Raw genomic sequence first — 18,055 nt, forward strand, 5'->3', positions numbered from 1 at the left:
GCCCGCTCCCACGATCTGCGGATTGCAGGCGGGTGCTGGGCTCAATCACCTTCGCTGCGGGAATAGCGCGAGCGTTTGAACAGCAGGCGTTGGCCGGCAAGGGCGAACATGAGTCCCCATTGGCCGCCATCGAGTTGCAGCACCTGTCGTTCGCCCAGTTGGGAGCAACTGGTGATGCTGACGGCCATCAGCACCAGGTACAGCGTGCCGCGCAAGGTTGTTGAGCGGCATAGCCAGTCGAGCAGAAAAGCCGCCGCCAAGGTGTAACCCAACAGGTAGAGCTCTGACATGTTGGCTTCTCGCTCAGAGAATGAGTAGTTGGGAGGAGGTTTGGGGGCCGATGCCGCGCTTTTCTGCAGGCCTTGGCGGCGATCCGTGCGTTGCGGACGATGCCTGCCGGGGGAGGGGGTGCATATTCAGCTTGGTCTGAATTTGGTGTGGGAAAGGTCTGGTGGTTGAGAGGGGGTGAGGGGGTGAGGGCCAATCGCCGGCCGGCTCCTACAGGTACTGCGCAGGTTTGAGGGGCGTGTGGTGCCTGGGGGAGCGGGGGCGGTGAAGCAGGCAGCGCGGTGGCTGGCACCGGCTGCGCCGGTGTTCGCGGGCAAGCCCGCTCCCACAGGCGGCCCGCTGGTTCAGAGACTACGCGCCCGGGTTACGCGGTCTACCAGGTACACCAACCCGTGGTAGTCAATGCCGCTGTGGCTCGACAAACCGATCTCGCAGGTGCGGCTGGTGGAGATGCCTTCGCTGCAATACTGCACGGCATCTTTCAGCGTGCGCAGCGAGTGGGCGTTCAGCTCGGGGGTGGTGAAGCCTTTGTCGCCGGCAAAACCGCAGCAGTGGATGCCTTCGGGGATTACCACCTGCTTGCTGCAGCGCCGCGCCAGGTCGATCAGCGCCTGGCTTTCGCCCAGGTGCTGGGTGCTGCAGGTCACGTGTACGGCCACCGGCTCGTCTTGCGGGGTGAACTCGAGCTTGTCCACCAGGTGGGTGCGGATGAAACGCACCGGGTCGTAGAGGTCCAGGCGGGTTTCGCCGAGGTCCTGGACCAGGCGCAGGGTGCACGGGCTGGTGTCGCAGTAGATGGGGTCGAGGCCGCCGCGGCTGGCGTGCAGCAGCGCGGCGATCAGCTCCTGGCGCTTGTGCTCGGCCTGCTCGGTGTAGCCCTTGGAGGCGAACGGCTGGCCGCAGCACAGGCTGTCGGCGTTGCCGGGGAAGACCACCTGGTAGCCTGCCTTTTCCAGCAGGGCGCGGGTTTTGTCCAGCAGCGAGCTTTGCTCGCGGTCGTCGTAGGCGGGGCCCATCACGCGGGACACGCAGGCGGCCAGGTACACCACCCGTGGGCGGGCGTCGTTGCTGGCGGGGCCGAAGTCGATGGGCTTGAGTGGCTGCGGCATGGCCGGGGTCCACTGCGGCAGGCGGCCGTTGCTGGCTTTGCTCAAGGTGGCGCTGATGCGCGCCATGCGCGGGGCGCCGAGCAGCTTGCGCGCGCCGTTGGCGGCGGCCAGGGTCAGGCGCGCGCCGCGCAGGGTGGTGTGGAAGTGCTCGGCCAGCCAGTCGGCGGTCTTGATGTGCTCGGCGGCCTGGCTGCGCAGCTTTTTCACCAGCTCGCCGGTGTTGATGCCCACCGGGCAGCGTTGGGCGCACAGGCCGGTGGCGGCGCAGGTGTCGATGCCCTGGTACTGGTAGGTTTGCAGCAGCTCGCGGGTGTTTTCGCCTGCGCGGGTTTTCGCCTGGATGTCGCGCCACATCACGATGCGCTGGCGCGGGCTCAGGGTCAGGCCCTTGGACGGGCACACGGGTTCGCAGAAGCCGCATTCGATGCACTTGTCGACGATTTCGTCGGCAGCGGGCAGCGGCTTGAGGTTTTTCAGGTGGATGTCGGGGTCGGTGCTCAGCACCACGTCCGGGTTGAGGATGCCGTTGGGGTCGAGCAGGCGCTTGAGCCGCCACATCAGCTGGTAGGCGTCATTGCCCCATTCCAGCTCGACGAACGGCGCCATGTTGCGGCCGGTGCCGTGCTCGGCCTTGAGCGAGCCGCCAAACTCCACGGCCACCAGCTGCGCCACGTCGTCCATGAAGGCCTGGTAGCGGGCGACTTCTGCGGCGCTGTTGAAGCCCTGGGTGAAGACGAAGTGCAGGTTGCCTTCCAGCGCGTGGCCGAAAATGATCGCTTCGTCGTAGCGGTGCTTGTCGAACAGCTGGATCAAGCGGTTGACGCCTTCGGCGAGTTGCTCGACGGGGAAGGTGACGTCTTCGATGATCACCGTGGTGCCGGTTTGGCGCACGGCGCCGACGGCGGGGAAGGTGTCCTTGCGGATCTTCCACAGCTGGTTGTACACGGCGGGGTCTTCGCTGAACTCGACCTTTTGCTCCAGCGGGTAGTCAGCGATGGAGGCCATCACTTGCCCGAGCTGCTCGTGCAGCAGGCTCTGGCTGGCGGCGCGGGACTCGATCAGCAGGGCGCAGGCGTTTTCGGACAGGCCTTTGACCCACAGCGGCATGCCGGGCATCTCCTGCACCGAGCGCATGCTGCGCCGGTCCAGAAGCTCCACGGCCGATACGGGCTGGCGCTTGAGCACGGTGACGGCGCGGCAGCAGCTTTCGACGGTGGGGAACACCAGCAGGGCGCTGGCCTTGTGCGGGTGGTCGGGCACGGTGTCGTAGGTGACGGCGCTGATGAAGCCCAAGGTGCCTTCGGAGCCGACCAGCAGATGCTGCAGAATGTCCAGCGGCTGGTCGTAGTCCACCAGTGCGTTCAGTGACAGACCGGTCGTGTTTTTCAGTCGGTATTTGTGGCGGATGCGTTCGGCCAGCGCGGTGTTGGCGCGGGTCTCGCGGCCCAGTCGGGCGAGCTCGCTTAACAGGGTGGCGTGGCTGCGCTCGAAGGCGGCCACGCTGGCCGGGTCTTCGCTGTCCAGGCGGGTGCCGTCGGCCAGCACCAGGCGCAGGCCGGCGAGGGTGTGGTAGGTGTTCTGCGCGGTGCCGCAGCACATGCCGCTGGCGTTGTTGGCGACGATGCCGCCGATTTTGCAGGCGTTGATCGAGGCCGGGTCCGGGCCGATCTTGCGCCCGTAAGGGGCCAGCCAGGCGTTGGCTTGGGCGCCGATGACGCCGGGCTGCAGGCGGATCTGCTCGCCTTGGTGGCGGATTTCGCGGCCGTTCCAGTTATCGCCTAGCACGATCAGCACCGAGTCGCTGATGGCCTGGCCGCTGAGGCTGGTGCCGGCGGCGCGGAAGGTGACCGGTATGCGCTCGCGCTGGGCCAGCTGGATCAAGGCGACCACTTCGTCTTCGGACTCCACCCGCACCACCAGTTTGGGTATCAAGCGGTAAAAGCTGGCGTCGGTGCCGAAGGCCAGGGTCGAGGTGGGGTCGTCGAAGCGGCGTTCGGCGGGGATCAGGCGCTCGGCATCACGCAGGAACGCGGCAGGCAGGCTCATGCAGTCTCCTCGCGGGGCCGCAGCGTCTGCGCGCGGCGTGCCCCGGTCATTCAGGCGGTATCGGGTGCGGGCGCTCAGGCGCCCAGTTCGCGGACCAGCGAATCGCGGGTGATCTCGCTGATGGTCTTGGCCCCGGTCAGCACCATGGCCACGCGCATTTCTTTCTCGAACAACTCCAGCAGGTTCTTTACCCCGGCCTGGCCATGCACGGCCAAGGCCCACAGGAAGGCGCGGCCGATGAGCACGGTGTCGGCGCCCATGGCGATCATGCGCACCACGTCCAGGCCGCTGCGAATGCCGGAGTCGGCGAGGATCTTGATATCGCCTTTGACTGCGTCGGCGATGGCCGGCAGGGCGCGGGCGCTGGACAGTACGCCGTCGAGCTGGCGCCCGCCGTGGTTGGAGACGACGATGCCATCGGCGCCGAACTTGACCGCATCGCGCGCGTCATCGGCGTCGAGGATGCCCTTGATGATCATCGGGCCGTCCCAGAATTCGCGAATCCATTCCAGGTCCTTCCACGAAATCGACGGGTCGAAGTTGGCGCCCAGCCAGCCGATGTAGTCGGCCAGGCCCGTGGGGTTGCCGCGGTATTTGGAGATGTTGCCCAGGTCGTGCGGGCGGCCCATCACGCCGACGTCCCAGGCCCACTCGGGGTGGGTCATGGCTTGCAGCACGCGGCGAAGCGGGCCGTTGGCGCCGCTCATGCCGGAGTGGGCGTCGCGGTAGCGGGCGCCGGGTACCGGCATGTCGACGGTGAACACCAGGGTTTTCACGCCGGCGGCCTTGGCACGCTCCAAGGCGTTGCGCATGAAGCCGCGGTCTTTCAATACATACAGCTGGAACCACATCGGCCGGTCGATGGCCGGGGCCACTTCTTCGATCGGGCACACCGATACGGTGGACATGGTGAACGGGATGCCGTGGGCGGCGGCGGCGCGGGCGGCTTGCACTTCGCCGCGGCGGGCGTACATGCCGGTGAGGCCGACCGGTGCCAGGGCCACGGGCATGCTCAGGGTTTCGTCGAACAGCTTTGTCTCTAGGCAGAGCTCGGACATGTTCTTCAGCACGCGCTGGCGCAGGGCGATGCCGGCCAGGTCCGACACGTTGTGGCGCAGGGTGTGCTCGGCGTAGGCGCCGCCGTCGGCGTAGTGGAACAGGAAGGGGGGCAGCTTGCGTTGGGCCGCGGCGCGATAGTCGGTAGAGGCGGAAATGATCATGGATTCTCGCAGCGTGGGTGGTAGGAGATGCCGGGCGCATTGGCGCGCCCGGCCCCTTGCACTTTAGTGATGAACCAGCATGCCGGTCAGCCAGTAAGCCTGGATCAGGGTGATCAGGCCGACGATGGTGGCGAAGAACAGGCTGTGCTTGACGGTGAAGCGGAACAGGTCCGATTCCTTGCCGACCAGGCCGGTGGCGGCGCAGGCCACGGCGATGGACTGCGGCGAGATCATCTTGCCGGTTACGCCGCCGCTGGTGTTGGCTGCTACCAGAAGGGTGTCGTTGACGCCGATCTGGTGGGCAGTGGTGGCTTGCAGCGAGCTGAACAGGGCGTTGGACGAGGTGTCGGAGCCGGTCAGGAATACGCCCAGCCAGCCGAGGAACGGCGAGAAGAACGGGAACGCAGCGCCGGTGCCGGCCAGTACCAGGGCCATGGTCGAGGACATGCCGGAGTAGTTGGTGACGAAGGCGAAGGCCAGCACCATGCCGATGGACAGGATTGGCCAGCGCAGCTCCCAGAAGGTCTCTTTGAAAGTGGTCAGACCAGTTTTGAAGTTGATCTTAAGTACCGCCATGGAGATCAGTGCCGACAGGAAGATCGCAGTGCCGGTGGCGGAGATCGGGTCGAGCTTGAATACCGCCGGCATGGCGGTGGGTGCGGTGACGATCGGCGCGGTCTTGATCACCAACTGGTCAAGGTGCGGGATGGCGAAGTTGAACACGAAGTTGTACATCGCACCGCCCGGGGCGAACGCGGCCTTGAATGGCTTGAGGGTCCAGATGGTCACCAGCACGGTGAGGATCAAAAACGGCGACCAGGCCTTGAAGATCTCGCCAAAGCTGTACGGGGTTGGCTGGCTGCCGCCCGACTGCACCACGGCGGCGCCGACGCTGCCGCGGGCTTCGCTGAACGAGCGCTTGGGCTGCCAGACTTTCAGGAACAGGGTCAGGCAGATCAGGCTGGCCAGAGCCGAGGTGATGTCCGGCAGCTCAGGGCCGATGAAGTTGGAGGTGAAGTACTGGGTGACGGCGAAGCTCAGGCCGGCCACCAGGGCGGCAGGCCAGGTTTCTTTCACGCCGCGCAGGCCGTCCATCATGAACACCAGCCAGAACGGCACGAACAGCGACAGCAGCGGCAGCTGGCGGCCGGTCATGGCACCGATGTGGAAGGCGTCGATGCCGGTGACTTGCCCTGCAACGATGATCGGGATGCCCAGGGCGCCGAAGGCCACCGGTGCGGTGTTGGCGATCAGGCACAGCCCTGCGGCGTACAGCGGGTTGAAGCCCAGGCCCACCAGCAGCGCGGCGGTGATGGCCACCGGGGCGCCGAAGCCGGCAGCGCCTTCGAGGAAGGCACCGAAGCAGAAGCCGATCAGCAGCACCTGCAGGCGCTGGTCGTCGGTGATTGACAGCACCGAGCTGCGGATCACTTCGAACTGGCCGCTCTTGACCGTGAGTTTGTAGAGGAACACCGCGGCAACGATGATCCAGGCGATTGGCCACAGGCCGTACAGGAAGCCATAGCCGGCGGCAGCCAGGGCCATGTCCACGGGCATCTGGAAGGCGAAGATGGCCACCAGGATCGACAGTGCAAGGGTGATGCTGCCGGCGACGTGGCCCTTGAGGCGGAACACGGCGAGGGCGAGGAAGAAGAACACGATGGGAACGACCGCCGCCAGTGCGGACAGGCCGAGACTACCGAGCGGGGTATAGAGTTGTTGCCAGGTTTGCATACGGGGTGGCCCCTAATTGTTGTTGGTCAGGCACTGGCATTGGATAATTGGTAAGACCAATTTACAATGGCTGGTCGCTAGGTTAAAAGCCGCTTCGTGGGTGTGTCAATTTGTCCTGTGGAAAACTTTGGTCGCATGCCGATGAGCGGGTGACTGAGTGGCGCTGAAAAACGCCAACTGATGGGTGTCGGGGTGGGCTGGTTAGGCGCAGAATAGGCGCCCCCGGCCCGGTACCGCCGGGGTTCGTGGAGAGCATGTGATGGTTTTTGATCAGGTCCGCCAACGGCGCCTGTCCGACGACATCGTCGATCGGTTGGAAGGGATGATTCTGGAAGGCACGCTGACCTCGGGCCAGCGGCTGCCGGCCGAGCGCGCCCTGGCCGAGCAGTTCGGGGTGTCGCGCCCGTCGCTGCGTGAGGCGATCCAGAAACTGGTGGCCAAGGGGCTGCTGGTCAGCCGCCAGGGCGGTGGCAACTATGTGGCCGAGTCATTGGGCTCGACGTTCAGCGACCCGCTGCTCAAATTGCTCGAGGGCAGCCCCGAGGCGCAGCGCGACCTGCTGGAGTTTCGCCATACGCTGGAGGCGTCCTGCGCCTACTACGCGGCCCTGCGTGCCACCGGGCCGGACCGCGAGCGCTTGAAGGTAGCCTTCGATGCGCTGCAGGACTGCTACAACCGGGTTGACGAGGTCAACCGGGCAGAGGAGGGGGCGGCCGATGCGCGCTTTCACCTGGCGATTGCCGAGGCCAGCCACAATGCGGTGCTGTTGCACACCATCCGTGGGCTGTTTGATTTGCTCAAGCGCAACGTGGTTACCAACATCGGCGGCATGTACCAGCAGCGCAGCGAGACGCGCGACATGCTGATCAGCCAGCACCGTGAGTTGTACCAGGCGATTGTCGAGGGGCGGGCCGAGGAGGCGCGGGAGGTGTCCAGCCGGCACATTCTGTATGTGCAGGAGGTGCTGGAAGAGGCGCAGGAAGAGGCTCAGCGGGTGGCGCGGGCAGAGCGGCGCAGCGGGCGGTAAAACGGTGTTGCAGCTTTCGCGGGCAAGCCCGCTCCCACAGGTATGGCGCCGATTCTGAATTCAGCGCCATACCTGTGGGAGCGGGCTTGCCCGAGAAGAGGCCCTTACCGGCCGAAGAAGATTTACTCTTCCTTGCCCTTGTTGCGCATGGTGCGCTGCAGCTCGCGGTTGGAGTCGCGCTCGCGCACGGTGTCGCGCTTGTCGAACTCCTTCTTGCCCTTGCCGAGTGCGATTTCGCACTTGATCAGGTGCTTGCTCCAGTACAGCGACATCGCCACACAGGTGTAGCCCTTTTGCGCCACGGCGGCTTCCAGGCGCTCCAGCTCGCGCTTGTTCAGCAGCAGCTTGCGGCTGCGGATGGGGTCGGCGATGACGTGGGTGCTGGCGGTGGTCAGCGGGGTGATGTGGCTGCCGAACAGCCAGGCTTCGCCATCCTTGAGCAGCACGTAGCTGTCGGTCAGGTGCGCTTTGCCGGCCCGCAGGCTTTTTACTTCCCAACCGGACAGGACCAGCCCGGCCTCGAACTTGTGTTCGATGAAGTAATCGTGTCGCGCCTTTTTGTTCTGCGCGATGGTCCCGGTCGGATGTTTCTTTTGCTTAGCCATAGGGGCCGCATTATAGGGAGTCGCCGCGCGCTCGGCTACGGGGTTTAGCTGCGCTTGAGCCTGTAGGACGAATCCCTGACAATGGAGGCCTTGTTCTGTTGATCAGAACTGTTTTTCCGGCGCTGCGAAGCGCCGCCGCCCCGTTTGGAAGTGATGCCTGGATGACTACCCATATTCAACGCTCGGCCCTGCTGCCATACCCTGCCCAGGCGCTTTACGACCTGGTCAACGATGTGGCCAGCTACCCGCAATTCTTGCCCTGGTGCTCGGCTTCGACGGTGATCGAGGTGAGCGACACGCACATGCGGGCGAAGCTGGATGTGGCCAAGGGCGGCATGAGCCAGCATTTTGTGACGCGTAACGTGCTGGTGCCGGGGCAGTCCATCGAGATGAACCTGGAAGAGGGGCCGTTCACCCAGCTGCATGGGTTGTGGGTGTTCAAGCCGCTGGGCGAGAAGGCCTGCAAGATCAGCCTGGACCTGTCGTTCGACTACGCCGGCGCCCTGGTGCGCGCTACCTTGGGCCCGCTGTTCAACCAGGCGGCCAATACCATGGTCGATGCGTTCTGTCAGCGGGCCAAGCAGCTGTATAGCTGAAGTGGCAACGAGGGGTCTTATCAGTTCACGCCGCCCCCTTGCCGGCGATCACCGGCAAAGCCGGTGTCCCCAGCGAACCTTGTACCGCCCAATCGGGCCTCATCGCCGGCAAGCTGGCTCTTACAAGGCCTGCACCGCGCGGCCAATAAAAAAGCCCGGGCAATGCCCGGGCTTTTTTGTGCGCAGTGTTTACTGCGGCGAGGTTTCCAGCGGGGCCGGGGTGGGCACCGGGGTGGTCTCGATGGTGTCGATCTCTTTCTGGATCGAGTCTTCCAGCGAGCCGGCCTTGGCCGGTTTTTCGGCAGGCTGGCCTTGGTGGGCCGGGCTGACGGTGGTGTCGCCGCTGCCGCCGAGGATTTCCTGGTCGCGGCTGACGCCTGGCATGAAGTCGCCGGCCAGGCTGACCAGTTGGTCGCTATCGTTGAAGAAAATGCTCATGCGCTCTTGCTGGCGCTGGCCGCCACCGGGCTGCAGGCTGTACAGGTAGTCCCAGCGGTTGTTGTTGAAGGTGTCCTGGAGCAGGGGGTTGCCCATGATAAACCTTACTTGCCGGCGGGTCATTCCCGGGCGCAATTGGTCTATCATGTCCTGCGTGACGACATTGCCCTGCTGGATGTCGATTTTGTAAACCCCGGGAAACGAGCAACCGGCGAGTGCGAGCAGTCCCACGAGGGTGAGGCTGGTTAGCAAGAGCTTGGTGTTGTTTTGCATCGGTGGGCGACTTCCACTATCTTGGCTGGACAACGTAAACCCCGATCATACCCGTATTAAGAGAAGCTGCGAAGCAGCATCGGCGAGAAAGCTGACCATGGTTGAAAATAGCGAATTGCGCAAAGCCGGCCTCAAGGTGACCCTGCCTCGAGTCAAGATTCTTCAGATGCTCGACTCTACCGAGCAGCGTCACATGAGTGCCGAGGATGTCTACAAGGCGCTGATGGAGGCTGGCGAGGACGTTGGCCTGGCGACCGTGTACCGCGTTCTGACCCAGTTCGAAGCGGCTGGCCTGGTGGTTCGCCACAACTTCGACGGCGGCCATGCGGTGTTCGAGCTGGCTGATGGCGGTCACCACGACCATATGGTCAACGTGGATAGCGGCGAAGTCATTGAGTTCATGGATGCAGAGATCGAACGCCGGCAAAAGGAAATCGTGGCCGAGCACGGCTTCGAACTGGTGGACCACAACCTGGTCCTCTATGTGCGTAAAAAGAAGTAACGAGTTAGATCGTTATGGACAGCAAAGGCGACCTTCGGGTCGCCTTTGTGCTTTCCAGGGAGAATAAAGGCCGCTCCTACAGGCGATTGCGTGCTGGCTATGCCTTGCTGCTCACCACCATCTTGCGTGCATGGGCCAGGGATTCCTTGGTCAGGTCGATGCCGCCCAGCATGCGTGCCACTTCTTCAACTCGCTCGCGCTTGCCTAGATTGGCCACGGCGGTGTGGGTGGTGTCGCTGTTGCGCACCTTGTGCACGAACAGGTGGTGATGGCCCTGGGCTGCGACCTGCGGCAGGTGGGTCACGGTCAGTACCTGGCCGCGCTCGCCCAGGCGGCGCAGCAACTGGCCGACGATTTCGGCGGTGGGGCCGCCGATGCCGACGTCCACCTCGTCGAACACCAGGGTGGGGATGCGTGAGGTTTGCGCGGTGATCACCTGAATCGCCAGGCTGATACGCGAAAGCTCGCCGCCCGAGGCTACCTTGGCCAGCCCCTTGAGTGGTTGCCCGGGGTTGGCGCTGACCAGCAGCTCGATCTGCTCCAGGCCATGGGGCGAGAGCTCGCCTTGCTCGAAGGGGGTCAGCTCGATACAGAAGCGCCCGCCGGGCATGCCTAAGCGCTGGATCTCCTGCTCCACGGCGGTGGCCAGCTGGGTGGCTGCCTGCCGGCGCAGGGCGCTGAGCTCGGTGGCCTTCTCTTTATAGTGCTGCGCGTAGGCGGCCAGTTCTTCGCCCAGGCGTTCGATGGACTCGTCGCTGGCGTTGAGGCCTTCGATTTCTTCCATCAGGCGCTGCTGCAGGTGCGGCAACTCGGTGGGGTGCACGCGGTGCTTGCGGGCCAGGGTGTAGATGGCGTCCAGGCGTTCTTCCAGGGTTTGCAGGCGCATGGGGTCGGCATCGAAGTGGTCGAGGAAGCGGTTGAGCTCGCCGACGGCTTCTTCTACCTGAATTTGCGCGCTGGCGATCAGGTTGACCGCCTCGCCCAGGGCCTTCGGGGCGTTGGCCACGGCCGCGAGGCGGTTGAGGCTGACAGTGAGGGCGCTGAGCACGTTGCCCGAGTCGCTCTCGCTGCACTGGTCGATGACCTGGCGGCAGATGCCGAACAGCGCTTCGGCGTTGGTCAGGTTCTTGTGTTCCTGCTCCAGCTGCACCAGCTCGTGTTCGCCCAGGCCCAGGTTGTCCAGTTCTTCCAATTGATAGCTGAGCAACTGGTGGCGGGCGCGCTGCTCGTCGCCGGAGTTGCTCAGGCGCTCGAGTTCCTGGCGGGTCTGCTGCCAGCGGCGGGCGGCCAGTTGCACCTGGCGGGCCAGGTCGATGGCGCCGGCGTATTCGTCCAGCAGGCGGCGGTGGGTGTCGGTTTTCAGCAGCGACTGGTGCTCGTGCTGGCTGTGGATGTCGATCAGCAGCTCGCCCAGGGCCTTGAGGTCGCCGAGCGGGCAGGGTGTGCCGTTGATGTAGCCGCGGCTGCGGCCTTCGGCGGTTATCACCCGGCGCAGGATGCACGGGCCGTCGCTTTCGAGGTCGCGCTCGGCCAGCCAGGTGTGGGCCTCGGGGATGTCGCCCAGGTCGAAGGTGGCCAGAATGTCGGCCTTGTCTGCGCCGGGCCGCACCACGCCGCTGTCGGCACGGTCACCCAGGGCCAGGCCCAGGGCGTCGAGCATGATCGACTTGCCGGCCCCGGTTTCGCCGGTGATCACGGACATGCCGCGGGCGAGTTCGAGGTCGAGGTGTTCGACGATGGCGTAGTTGTGAATGGACAGGTGCAGCAGCATGGGGCGGCTCCCGAGGGCTGAGGTCTGGTTATTTATACAGTGGTTTTGCGCCTGCTGACAATGCCCGTCCGATGAATGTGGAAAAGCGCCCTTGCCCTTGAAGCTGGTTTTTCCGGCCCCATATAGCCGGCAGACACGGCGAGCTTTGCTCGTACAACAGAAATTGTGGAGGAGAGACCCTATGGCTGACGAACAGCTGAACGAGAAAGACCTTAATGCCGAAGAGGCCGCTGCAGTGGATACCGGCGCCCGCGTTCAGGAGCTCGAGGAGCAGCTGGCCGCGGCCAAGGACCAGTCCCTGCGTGTGGCTGCCGAGGCGCAGAACAGCATTCGCCGCGCCGAGCAGGAAGTCGACAAGGCGCGCAAGTTCGCCCTCGAGAAGTTCGCCGGCGACCTGCTGCCGGTGATCGACAGCCTGGAGCTGGCCCTGGCCCACTCCAACGTCGAAGACGAACAGGTGAAGAAGATCCGCGAAGGCGTCGAGCTGACCCTGAAGATGTTCCAGGACACCCTCAAGCGCTACAACCTCGAAGCCATCGACCCGCACGGCCAGCCGTTCAACGCCGAGCACCACCAGGCGATGGCCATGCAGGAGAGCGCTGATGTCGAGCCGAACAGCGTGCTGAACGTGTTCCAGAAGGGCTACCTGCTCAACGGCCGCCTGCTGCGCCCCGCCATGGTGGTGGTCAGCAAGGCGCCGGCCGCGCCGCAGCCATCGATCAACGAGAAGGCTTGAAATCTGTCGGGGCATCCCCATCTAGGTGTCAAGCACTCAAGTATTACCGCAGTTGGCCAATGTAGCCGCTGCCACCCAATTCAAGTTTCGGGAGAATCAACATGGGCAAAATCATCGGTATCGACCTGGGGACCACCAACTCCTGCGTCTCCATCCTGGAAAACGGTAACGTCAAGGTCATCGAAAACGCCGAAGGCGCGCGTACTACCCCTTCGATCGTGGCCTACGCCAACGACGGCGAAATCCTGGTTGGCCAGTCGGCCAAGCGCCAGGCCGTTACCAACCCGCACAACACCTTGTTCGCCGTGAAGCGTCTGATTGGCCGCCGCTTCGAAGAAGAAGTCGTGCAGAAAGACATCAAGCTGGTGCCTTACAAGATCGTCAAGGCCGGCAACGGTGACGCCTGGGTACAAGCCAACGGCAACGACATGGCGCCGCCGCAGATCAGCGCCGAAGTGCTGAAGAAGATGAAGAAGACCGCCGAGGACTACCTGGGCGAGCCGGTTACCGAAGCGGTCATCACCGTACCGGCCTACTTCAACGACAGCCAGCGCCAGGCCACCAAAGACGCCGGCCGCATCGCGGGCCTTGAAGTCAAGCGCATCATCAACGAACCGACCGCCGCTGCACTGGCGTACGGCATGGACAAGGCCAAGGGCGACCACACTGTCATCGTTTATGATCTGGGTGGCGGTACCTTCGACGTTTCGGTCATCGAAATCGCCGAAGTCGACGGTGAGCACCAGTTCGAAGTACTGGCCACCAACGGCGACACCTTCCTGGGTGGCGAAGACTTCGACATGCGCCTGATCGACTACCTCGTCGACGAGTTCAAGAAAGAGTCCGGCATGGACCTGAAGAACGACCCGCTGGCCCTGCAGCGCCTGAAAGAAGCCGCTGAAAAGGCCAAGATCGAGCTGTCCTCGGCCCAGTCGACCGACGTCAACCTGCCGTACATCACTGCAGACGCGACCGGCCCGAAACACCTGAACGTGAAGATCTCCCGCGCCAAGCTGGAGTCGCTGGTCGAAGACCTGGTCAACCGTACCATCGAGCCTTGCCGCATCGCCCTGAAAGACGCCGGCATCGACGCCAGCAAGATCGACGACGTGATCCTGGTCGGTGGCCAGACCCGTATGCCGATGGTGCAAAAGGCCGTTGCCGACTTCTTCGGTAAAGAAGCGCGCAAGGACGTCAACCCGGACGAAGCCGTGGCCATGGGTGCTGCCATCCAGGGCGCCGTACTGGCCGGTGACGTGAAAGACGTACTGCTGCTGGACGTCAGCCCGCTGACCCTGGGCATCGAAACCATGGGCGGCGTGATGACCGCGCTGATCGAGAAAAACACCACCATCCCGACCAAGAAGTCGCAGGTGTTCTCGACTGCCGACGACAACCAGGGCGCCGTGACCATCCACGTGCTGCAGGGCGAGCGCAAGCAAGCCGCGCAGAACAAGTCGCTGGGCAAGTTCGACCTGTCGGACATCCCGCCAGCGCCACGCGGCGTGCCACAGATCGAAGTGACCTTCGACATCGACGCCAACGGCATCCTGCACGTCGGCGCCAAAGACAAGGCCACCGGCAAGGCCCAGTCGATCGTGATCAAGGCCAACTCCGGCCTGTCGGACGAAGAGATCGAGCGCATGGTGCGTGACGCCGAGGCCAACGCCGAGGAAGACCGCAAGTTCGAAGAGCTGGCCGCTGCCCGTAACCAGGGTGACGCGCTGGTGCACTCGACCCGCAAGATGGTCGTCGACGCCGGTGACAAGGTCACCGCCGAAGAGAAAACCGCCATCGAAGCGGCCGTGGTTGCCCTGGAAGCCGCTGTCAAAGGCGACGACAAGGCTGCCATCGACGCCAAGGTCGAGGAGCTGTCCAAGGTGTCGGCCCCGGTTGCCCAGAAGATGTACGCCGAGCAACAGGCCGAGCAACCGCAGGGCGGCGCCCAGCAGGCTGAGCCTGAAGCCAAGCACGATGACGTGGTTGACGCCGAGTTCGAAGAAGTCAAAGGCGACGACAAGAAGTAATCGCTGCATGCTGTCGCCCGTTCACCGGCTTAGCGCGGTGAACTGGTAGGATGTCGCCGCGCGGGGGCTTGCTCCCGCGTTGGCGTGTCTGGAACACGAGAATTTTTACAGCATCTGTCTGGGCGCATTCGCGTATGGCGGCAGGTGTTGGTGGCACGGCGCGACAGCTGCGCGCCGGTGCCAAACACCCCAAGAGTGCAAATGACCTATGTCCAAGCGTGATTTTTATGAGGTCCTGGGTGTCGAGCGCGGCGCCAGCGAAGGCGACCTCAAGAAGGCCTACCGCCGTCTGGCGATGAAATACCACCCGGACCGCAACCCGGGCGACAAAGAGTCGGAAGACCTTTTCAAGGAGGCCAACGAGGCCTACGAAGTGCTGTCTGACGCGAGCAAGCGTGCCGCCTACGACCAGTACGGCCACGCCGGTGTCGACCCGAGCATGGGTGGCGGCGGTGCCGGCTTCGGCGGCGCCAACTTCTCCGATATCTTCGGTGACGTATTCAGCGACTTCTTCGGTGGTGGCCGCGGCGGTGGCCGTAGCGGTGCCCAGCGCGGCAGCGACTTGCGTTACACCCTGGAGCTCAACCTCGAAGAAGCAGTGCGTGGCACTACGGTCAGCATCCGCGTGCCGACCCTGGTCAACTGCAAGCCGTGCGATGGCTCCGGCGCCAAAAAGGGCTCGACCCCGTCAACCTGCCCGACCTGCGGCGGCATTGGCCAGGTACGCATGCAGCAGGGCTTCTTCTCGGTGCAGCAAACCTGCCCGCGCTGCCATGGCCAGGGCAAGATCATCACCGACCCGTGCACCTCGTGCCATGGCGAAGGCCGTGTCGAAGAGTACAAGACCCTGTCGGTCAAGGTGCCGGCTGGCGTTGATACCGGTGACCGCATCCGCCTGTCCGGCGAAGGCGAGGCCGGTGCCCATGGCGGCCCGACCGGCGACCTGTACGTGGTCATCAGCGTGCGCGAGCATGCGATCTTCCAGCGCGACGGCAAGCACCTGTATTGCGAAGTGCCGATCAGCTACACCGACGCTGCCTTGGGCGGCGAGCTGGAAGTGCCGACCCTCGATGGCCGGGTGAAGCTGAAAATCCCTGAGGGCACCCAGACCGGCAAGCAGTTCCGCCTGCGTGGCAAGGGTGTGGCGCCAGTGCGTGGTGGTGGTGCCGGCGACCTGCTGTGCCGCGTCGCGGTAGAAACGCCGGTCAACCTCAGTCGTCGCCAGCGCGAATTGCTCGAAGAGCTGCGCAGCTCGCTGGAAGTCGACAGCTCCCACTCGCCCAAGGCCAGTGGCTGGTTCGAAGGCGTGAAGCGCTTCTTCGGCGATCTCTGACAAGGAACAGGCTATGCGACGTATTGCAGTGATGGGCGCCGCCGGGCGCATGGGCAAGGTGCTGATCGAGGCCGTGCAGCAGCAGGCGCCCAAGGCTGGCCTGACCGCCGCCATTCACCGCCCTGACAGCACCCTGGTGGGTGCCGACGCCGGTGAGCTGGCAGGCCTGGGGCGCATTGGCGTACCGATCGTCGACGACTTGGCCAAGGTGGTTGACGAGTTCGACGTGCTGATCGATTTCACCCACCCGTCAGTGACCCTGAAAAACCTGGCCTTCTGCCGCAAGGCAGGCAAGGCCATGGTCATCGGCACCACCGGCTTCAGCGCCGAAGAAAAGCAGCTGTTGCTGGAGGCGGGCAAGGAAATCCCGATCGTCTTCGCCGCCAACTTCAGCGTGGGTGTGAACCTGTGCCTGAAGCTGCTGGATACCGCAGCCCGCGTGCTGGGTGACGAGGTGGACATCGAGATTCTCGAAGCCCACCACCGGCACAAGGTCGATGCGCCGTCGGGCACTGCTCTGCGCATGGGCGAGGTAGTGGCCCAGGCGCTGGGTCGCGATCTGCGTGAAGTGGCGGTGTATGGCCGCGAAGGCCAGACCGGTGCCCGTGACCGCAAGACCATCGGTTTTGCCACAGTGCGTGCCGGTGATGTGGTCGGTGACCACACCGTGCTGTTCGCAGCCGAAGGTGAGCGCGTGGAGATCACCCACAAGGCCTCTAGCCGCATGACCTTCGCCAAGGGTGCGGTGCGTGCGGCGCTGTGGCTGGATGGGCGTGCGCCTGCGCTGTATGACATGCAGGATGTGCTCGAGCTGCATTGATGGCCCTGTCACCGGCAAGCCGGCTCCTGCAGGTACCGCATTGCCTTCGGGCTTGGTGCAGTCCCTGTGGGAGCGGGCTTGCCCGCGAAGCAGGCGTCGCCGATCCGGGTTCTGTCGCATTCATGTGTTTTAGAGACACATATGCGGTAGACCGAAAACGCACTTTTCTGTAAGCTACAGCTTTAGTGTGTCCACTAAAAGCGCGCAGCGAATTGAATTCAGCACATGAAAGCGGGGTGACGTGTCCATACGTCACTCCGCTTTTTTGCAACCTGCGATCGCCCTTTCATGCTTGATTTACGGGAGGTCTTCTTGACAAAGCCAGCCATACTCGCCCTTGCCGACGGCAGTATTTTCCGCGGTGAAGCCATCGGTGCCGACGGTCAGACCGTTGGTGAGGTGGTATTCAACACCGCTATGACCGGCTACCAGGAAATCCTTACAGACCCTTCCTACTCGCAGCAAATCGTCACCCTGACCTACCCGCACATCGGCAACACCGGCACCACGCCGGAAGACGCCGAGTCGAACCGCGTCTGGTCTGCCGGCCTGGTCATTCGCGACCTGCCGCTGCTGGCCAGCAACTGGCGTAACACCCAGTCGCTGCCTGAGTACCTCAAGGCCAATAACGTCGTTGCCATCGCCGGCATCGACACCCGTCGCCTGACCCGTATCCTGCGCGAAAAAGGCGCCCAGAACGGCTGCATCCTCGCCGGTGACAACATCACCGAAGAGCAGGCCATCGCCGCTGCCCGCGCCTTCCCGGGCCTGAAAGGCATGGACCTGGCCAAGGTCGTCTCCACCAAGGAGCGCTACGATTGGCGTTCCAGCGTGTGGGAGCTGAAAACCGACAGCCACCCGACCATCGACGCTGCCGACCTGCCGTATCACGTGGTCGCCTTCGACTACGGCGTCAAGCTGAACATCCTGCGCATGTTGGTTGCCCGTGGCTGCCGCGTGACTGTGGTGCCGGCCCAGACCCCGGCCAGCGAAGTGCTGGCACTCAACCCGGACGGCGTGTTCCTGTCCAACGGCCCGGGTGACCCCGAGCCGTGCGACTACGCCATCCAGGCGATCAAAGAGATCCTCGAGACCGAGATCCCGGTGTTTGGTATCTGCCTGGGCCACCAGCTGCTGGCCCTGGCTTCCGGCGCCAAGACCGTCAAGATGGGCCACGGCCACCACGGTGCCAACCACCCGGTCCAGGACCTGGACACCGGCGTGGTCATGATCACCAGCCAGAACCACGGTTTCGCCGTAGACGAAGCCACCCTGCCGGGTAACGTTCGCGCCATCCACAAGTCGCTGTTCGACGGCACCCTGCAGGGTATCGAGCGTACCGACAAGAGCGCGTTCAGCTTCCAGGGCCACCCTGAAGCGAGCCCAGGCCCGACCGACGTCGCGCCACTGTTCGATCGTTTCACCGATGCCATGGCCAAGCGCCGCTGAGCATCCTGCATCAAGGCCCCGGGGCGGCGAACGCCGTACCCGGAAGCGCCTGACCCAGATTGTTCAAGACGGCTTGCCGAC

At 64.1% G+C, this 18,055-nt stretch carries 15 protein-coding genes; 8 read left to right on the forward strand and 7 right to left on the reverse strand.

The features are described 5' to 3' along the window. Positions 1 to 41: 41 nt before the first annotated feature. From KSS93_RS06815 to KSS93_RS06830, 4 genes are all read right to left on the reverse strand, one after another. A complete protein-coding gene (locus KSS93_RS06815) occupies positions 42 to 290 on the reverse strand; it encodes a hypothetical protein (protein ID WP_217887663.1) in 249 nt (82 codons plus the stop codon). Positions 291 to 632: 342 nt separating this feature from the next. Next, the gene (locus KSS93_RS06820) at positions 633 to 3,443 is read right to left on the reverse strand and encodes an FAD-binding and (Fe-S)-binding domain-containing protein (protein WP_217887664.1); all 2,811 of its coding nucleotides are present in this window, start codon (positions 3,441 to 3,443) and stop codon (positions 633 to 635) included. A 74-nt stretch (positions 3,444 to 3,517) separates the two neighbouring features. Further along, on the reverse strand, positions 3,518 to 4,663 hold the full coding sequence (lldD, locus tag KSS93_RS06825; RefSeq protein ID WP_217887665.1) for an FMN-dependent L-lactate dehydrogenase LldD: 1,146 nt from the start codon (positions 4,661 to 4,663) through the stop codon (positions 3,518 to 3,520). A 63-nt stretch (positions 4,664 to 4,726) separates the two neighbouring features. Then, positions 4,727 to 6,397: a lactate permease LctP family transporter gene (locus KSS93_RS06830; RefSeq protein ID WP_217887666.1), complete on the reverse strand. Its 1,671-nt coding sequence runs from the start codon at positions 6,395 to 6,397 to the stop codon at positions 4,727 to 4,729. A 259-nt stretch (positions 6,398 to 6,656) separates the two neighbouring features. Between KSS93_RS06830 and KSS93_RS06835 the strand changes: the two genes are divergently transcribed. Further along, positions 6,657 to 7,424: a GntR family transcriptional regulator gene (locus KSS93_RS06835; RefSeq protein WP_217887667.1), complete on the forward strand. Its 768-nt coding sequence runs from the start codon at positions 6,657 to 6,659 to the stop codon at positions 7,422 to 7,424. A 122-nt stretch (positions 7,425 to 7,546) separates the two neighbouring features. Here the strand turns inward: KSS93_RS06835 and smpB are convergent, their stop codons facing one another. Next, positions 7,547 to 8,029: an SsrA-binding protein SmpB gene (gene smpB / locus KSS93_RS06840; protein ID WP_217887668.1), complete on the reverse strand. Its 483-nt coding sequence runs from the start codon at positions 8,027 to 8,029 to the stop codon at positions 7,547 to 7,549. Positions 8,030 to 8,190: 161 nt separating this feature from the next. Here smpB and KSS93_RS06845 point away from each other — a divergent pair, with 161 nt between their 5' ends. Continuing rightward, the gene (locus KSS93_RS06845; protein WP_217841705.1) at positions 8,191 to 8,625 is read left to right on the forward strand and encodes a type II toxin-antitoxin system RatA family toxin; all 435 of its coding nucleotides are present in this window, start codon (positions 8,191 to 8,193) and stop codon (positions 8,623 to 8,625) included. A gap of 189 nt (positions 8,626 to 8,814) precedes the next feature. Here the strand turns inward: KSS93_RS06845 and KSS93_RS06850 are convergent, their stop codons facing one another. Continuing rightward, positions 8,815 to 9,336: an outer membrane protein assembly factor BamE gene (locus KSS93_RS06850; protein WP_217887669.1), complete on the reverse strand. Its 522-nt coding sequence runs from the start codon at positions 9,334 to 9,336 to the stop codon at positions 8,815 to 8,817. Positions 9,337 to 9,433: 97 nt separating this feature from the next. Here KSS93_RS06850 and fur point away from each other — a divergent pair, with 97 nt between their 5' ends. Beyond that, positions 9,434 to 9,838 (forward strand): ferric iron uptake transcriptional regulator, encoded by a 405-nt coding sequence (fur, locus tag KSS93_RS06855; RefSeq protein ID WP_217841707.1) that lies wholly within the window; start codon positions 9,434 to 9,436, stop codon positions 9,836 to 9,838. Positions 9,839 to 9,935: 97 nt separating this feature from the next. On the opposite strand, the gene recN is transcribed toward fur, so the two are convergent. Then, positions 9,936 to 11,609 (reverse strand): DNA repair protein RecN, encoded by a 1,674-nt coding sequence (gene recN, locus KSS93_RS06860; RefSeq protein ID WP_217887670.1) that lies wholly within the window; start codon positions 11,607 to 11,609, stop codon positions 9,936 to 9,938. Positions 11,610 to 11,790: 181 nt separating this feature from the next. Between recN and grpE the strand changes: the two genes are divergently transcribed. The 5 genes from grpE (at position 11,791) to carA (ending at position 17,974) form a co-directional block, all read left to right on the forward strand. Then, entirely contained in the window at positions 11,791 to 12,345 is a 555-nt protein-coding gene (grpE, locus tag KSS93_RS06865; RefSeq protein ID WP_217841709.1) for a nucleotide exchange factor GrpE, read from the forward strand. A 101-nt stretch (positions 12,346 to 12,446) separates the two neighbouring features. Beyond that, the gene (dnaK, locus tag KSS93_RS06870; RefSeq protein ID WP_217887671.1) at positions 12,447 to 14,372 is read left to right on the forward strand and encodes a molecular chaperone DnaK; all 1,926 of its coding nucleotides are present in this window, start codon (positions 12,447 to 12,449) and stop codon (positions 14,370 to 14,372) included. 208 nt (positions 14,373 to 14,580) lie between these two features. Further along, on the forward strand, positions 14,581 to 15,705 hold the full coding sequence (gene dnaJ, locus KSS93_RS06875; protein WP_217841711.1) for a molecular chaperone DnaJ: 1,125 nt from the start codon (positions 14,581 to 14,583) through the stop codon (positions 15,703 to 15,705). Between the two features lie 13 nt (positions 15,706 to 15,718). After that, a complete protein-coding gene (gene dapB / locus KSS93_RS06880; RefSeq protein WP_217887672.1) occupies positions 15,719 to 16,525 on the forward strand; it encodes a 4-hydroxy-tetrahydrodipicolinate reductase in 807 nt (268 codons plus the stop codon). A 312-nt stretch (positions 16,526 to 16,837) separates the two neighbouring features. Beyond that, entirely contained in the window at positions 16,838 to 17,974 is a 1,137-nt protein-coding gene (carA, locus tag KSS93_RS06885; RefSeq protein ID WP_217887673.1) for a glutamine-hydrolyzing carbamoyl-phosphate synthase small subunit, read from the forward strand. Positions 17,975 to 18,055 lie beyond the last annotated feature (81 nt).

The sequence above is a fragment of the Pseudomonas xanthosomatis genome, assembly GCF_019139835.1.
GTDB classification, from domain to species: domain Bacteria; phylum Pseudomonadota; class Gammaproteobacteria; order Pseudomonadales; family Pseudomonadaceae; genus Aquipseudomonas; species Aquipseudomonas fakonensis.

What these genes read in the sequence shown, in the direction of transcription:
- KSS93_RS06815 (WP_217887663.1), bottom strand. Translation starts at nt 290, where the DNA reads ATGTCAGAGCTCTACCTGTTGGGTTACACCTTGGCGGCGGCTTTTCTG.
- KSS93_RS06820 (WP_217887664.1), bottom strand. Translation starts at nt 3,443, where the DNA reads ATGAGCCTGCCTGCCGCGTTCCTGCGTGATGCCGAGCGCCTGATCCCC.
- lldD (WP_217887665.1), bottom strand. Translation starts at nt 4,663, where the DNA reads ATGATCATTTCCGCCTCTACCGACTATCGCGCCGCGGCCCAACGCAAG.
- KSS93_RS06830 (WP_217887666.1), bottom strand. Translation starts at nt 6,397, where the DNA reads ATGCAAACCTGGCAACAACTCTATACCCCGCTCGGTAGTCTCGGCCTG.
- KSS93_RS06835 (WP_217887667.1), top strand. Translation starts at nt 6,657, where the DNA reads ATGGTTTTTGATCAGGTCCGCCAACGGCGCCTGTCCGACGACATCGTC.
- smpB (WP_217887668.1), bottom strand. Translation starts at nt 8,029, where the DNA reads ATGGCTAAGCAAAAGAAACATCCGACCGGGACCATCGCGCAGAACAAA.
- KSS93_RS06845 (WP_217841705.1), top strand. Translation starts at nt 8,191, where the DNA reads ATGACTACCCATATTCAACGCTCGGCCCTGCTGCCATACCCTGCCCAG.
- KSS93_RS06850 (WP_217887669.1), bottom strand. Translation starts at nt 9,336, where the DNA reads ATGCAAAACAACACCAAGCTCTTGCTAACCAGCCTCACCCTCGTGGGA.
- fur (WP_217841707.1), top strand. Translation starts at nt 9,434, where the DNA reads ATGGTTGAAAATAGCGAATTGCGCAAAGCCGGCCTCAAGGTGACCCTG.
- recN (WP_217887670.1), bottom strand. Translation starts at nt 11,609, where the DNA reads ATGCTGCTGCACCTGTCCATTCACAACTACGCCATCGTCGAACACCTC.
- grpE (WP_217841709.1), top strand. Translation starts at nt 11,791, where the DNA reads ATGGCTGACGAACAGCTGAACGAGAAAGACCTTAATGCCGAAGAGGCC.
- dnaK (WP_217887671.1), top strand. Translation starts at nt 12,447, where the DNA reads ATGGGCAAAATCATCGGTATCGACCTGGGGACCACCAACTCCTGCGTC.
- dnaJ (WP_217841711.1), top strand. Translation starts at nt 14,581, where the DNA reads ATGTCCAAGCGTGATTTTTATGAGGTCCTGGGTGTCGAGCGCGGCGCC.
- dapB (WP_217887672.1), top strand. Translation starts at nt 15,719, where the DNA reads ATGCGACGTATTGCAGTGATGGGCGCCGCCGGGCGCATGGGCAAGGTG.